Genomic DNA, 3097 nt, shown 5'->3' with positions numbered 1-3097 from the left:
AATACGACCGCGGGGGCGAGTACAACCGCAATACACTGGTGTACGACATCGAAAAACGCGGTATGGAAGCTGCCGATAAAGTGGTAACCGTGAGCAACTGGACGCGCAATATCGTCATTGAAAAATACGGCATCCCTGCCGAAAAAGTGATTACCGTGCACAATGCAGTAGATTTCAAAGCCGAAACCGATACCAAAGAAGAACGCGGCATCAAAGATAAAATCGTCACTTTCTTAGGGCGTATCACCTTGCAAAAAGGTCCTGAGTACTTTGTAGAGGCAGCTGCCAAAGTGATGAAACGCGTGCCTAACGTACGCTTTGTAATGGCAGGTAGCGGTGAGAAAATGAACCCCTTAGTGCGCCGTGTAGCACAATTAGGATTGGGCACCCGCTTCCACTTCACAGGCTTCCTTAGAGGTAACGATGTACAACGTATGTTCCAATACAGCGATGTATATGTAATGCCCTCAGTATCCGAGCCTTTTGGGATTTCTCCTTTAGAGGCGATGCGCTCAGGGGTACCTACTATCATCTCCAAACAATCGGGGGTGGCTGAGGTATTAGACCACGCTATCAAAGTGGATTATTGGGATATCAACGCCCTTGCCGATGCTATTTATGGTATCTTGGCTTACCCTACACTTGCTCACTATATGCAACGCGAAGGCTACGACGAGGTAATAAACTCAAATGGGAAAACGCCTCCTTGAAACTTAAAAACATTTACGAATCTTTAATATAAAATAACCAACGATGAAAAAGTCAATTTGTATTTATTTCCAAATCCATCACCCCGAACGTCTTAGAAAATACCAATTCTTTGACATAGGTAAAAAACACAACTATTTCGATAACTACGCCAATCGTTCAGAACTTGAAGATTTGGCAGAACATTGCTATCTGCCTGCCAACGCCCTCTTGTTAGAACTCATCAAAAAACACGAAGGCAAATTCAAAGTAGCGTTTTTCCTTACCCTGGGGGACCTCTCATCGATAAATACGCCCAAGAGGGTAACCCTAAAGCCTTTACCTTCTCTAAGCCTAATATACCAGGTCTTAACTTCAGTTTTTCTGGACTTAAAACAGGTATTCTCTATTTTGTGCAGAAAAACACTGAGGAAAATCCTAATTTTATAACTGAACATTTAGCTGATATTTGTGCTTCAGTACAACACACGATTGTGGAAATACTGATGAGCAAACTCAAAAAAGCTGTAAAAGAAACAGGTATCAAGCAAGTGGCTATTGGAGGGGGAGTATCGGCTAATTCGGGTATTCGCAATGCTCTCACAGCTTTAGGACAGCAATACAGTTGGCAAACCTTTGTGCCTAAATTTCAGTATTGTACCGATAATGCAGCGATGATAGGTATCGTAGGTTATCACAAGTTTTTGGAAGGAAATTTTGTAGCACAAGAAGTCACTGCTCAAGCGCGACTTTCTTTTAATTAGCAGATTTGTTAATTTATTTTGAATGTTTCAAAATAAATTCGTACTTTTGTCTCCTAAATTATAAAAACCATTGAAACGATGAAGACAGAAACATCATTAAATGAAAAACAAGGGCACTGGATTCTCGCCAAACTCGGCAAGAAAGTGTTGCGCCCAGGAGGAAGAGTACTCAGCGAATGGTTAGTAAAAAACTTAGAGATTACCTCCAAAGATGATATTGTAGAGTTTGCCCCAGGCTTAGGATTTACGGCTAATATAGCCTGTTCTTACAAGCCTTTCAGCTATACGGGAGTAGATATGAATGAGGCAGCTGCTGCTTTGGCTAAAAAGAATATTCACTATGAGAATTCACGCGTGATTGTAGCTGATGCCGCAGCTTCTACACTTCCTGATGCTTTTGCTAATAAAGTGTATGGAGAGGCGATGCTCACTATGCAACCTCTTGAACACAAAAAAGCTATTATTGCAGAGGCTTTTAGGATACTCAAACCAGGAGGTTATTACGCTATTCACGAATTAGGCTTACAACCAGACAATGTGAGCGACGAGGTGAAAAACGATGTTTTTAAAGAACTAAGTGCTAATATACGTGTGCACGCACGCCCAATGACCCCCAGTGAGTGGAAAGCTCTTTTTGAAGAGCAAGGTTTTAAGGTAGTGAAAGAACAGCACAACGCAATGCTCCTACTTGAAAACAAGCGTGTATGGCAAGATGAAGGGATATTCCGCACGCTTAAATTCTTCTTCAATCTCTTTACCCACCCCGATTTGCGCAAACGCGTAATGAATATGAAGAAAACGTTTAGAAAACACCAAAAGAACTTAGATGCTATTGCTCTTGTTGTTCAAAAACCTCTTTAAACGATTTTACAAAAAAGCTCATATCTTTATAGGAAATTTCCTATAAAAATATGAGCTAAAAAAAGTAACAAATAAAAATAATTCTTCTCTTTTATTGGTCTTTTACAATTACGAGTTGCGCTTTTGATCCTGTTGCTAAATCCCAACGGTTGCGTATAATGGTATTGCCTTTGTCATCCAGCACCATAAACTCGGCTGTATTAGGACCCGATTCGCCTTGGTTGAGCGCTAAAAACTCTACTTTGTTGAAGCCAGGTTTTAATTCTACTTTAAAACCTCTGAACTCTCCAAGGAGAAAAATGTCGCGAACTTCTTCTACTCCATTCACATATAAACTCACTCGATCGCCATCAATAGCAGCGAAGTCGCGACAATATACATTTACAAACTTTCCATTATTAGTGAAGTCACCAAAAAACTGGTCGCCTTTAGGAGCTTCGTAATCTTCTCGCTTATGGTCGTTCAGTACCTCATAATTAGGTTTGAACTCTACTTTACGCTGTACTAAATTGCTTTTTCCTGTAAAATCAATGCTTTTTTCGGGCACCTTCATCCAAGGGTTGTTTTCTTTTTTAGGAGCTACCCGCAGATTGATAGGGCTACCCTTGTACTCCAGCTCAGGTGATTTTTCTAAAGGAATGACAACCTTCTCATCTTTTTCCGTGTTTCAAACGGTTGAGCCTGAGCAGCTAAGCATCCTAATAAAAGTAATATGTACAAGCATAAATATTTCATAATGTTTGAGCATTTACTTTTTTATAGCTATAATTATGCCAAATTTGCTA

At 40.3% G+C, this 3097-nt stretch carries 1 protein-coding gene and 4 pseudogenes; 4 read left to right on the top strand and 1 reads right to left on the bottom strand.

Annotation, left to right across the window (positions count from 1 at the left end; genetic code table 11):
* The 4 genes and pseudogenes from DR017_RS00025 to DR017_RS00010 all read left to right on the top strand — a co-directional run.
* A pseudogene (locus DR017_RS00025) lies at positions 1 to 742 on the top strand (glycosyltransferase family 4 protein); the annotation flags it as partial.
* A gap of 11 nt (positions 743 to 753) precedes the next feature.
* A pseudogene (locus DR017_RS14210) lies at positions 754 to 975 on the top strand (alpha-amylase); the annotation flags it as partial.
* Positions 969 to 1451 (top strand): annotated as a pseudogene (locus DR017_RS00015) (Kae1-like domain-containing protein); the annotation flags it as partial. The pseudogenes DR017_RS14210 and DR017_RS00015, both read left to right, overlap by 7 nt.
* A 78-nt stretch (positions 1452 to 1529) precedes the next feature.
* A complete protein-coding gene (locus tag DR017_RS00010; RefSeq protein WP_002681040.1) occupies positions 1530 to 2312 on the top strand; it encodes a class I SAM-dependent methyltransferase in 783 nt (260 codons plus the stop codon).
* Positions 2313 to 2403: 91 nt separating this feature from the next.
* Here DR017_RS00010 and DR017_RS00005 read toward each other — a convergent pair.
* A pseudogene (locus tag DR017_RS00005) lies at positions 2404 to 3047 on the bottom strand (hypothetical protein).
* Positions 3048 to 3097 lie beyond the last annotated feature (50 nt).

The organism is Capnocytophaga sputigena (assembly GCF_900446695.1).
Lineage (GTDB): Bacteria > Bacteroidota > Bacteroidia > Flavobacteriales > Flavobacteriaceae > Capnocytophaga > Capnocytophaga sputigena.
The sequence above is the reverse complement of the archived record's forward strand: the minus strand, read 5'-3'. Positions and strand labels throughout refer to the sequence as shown.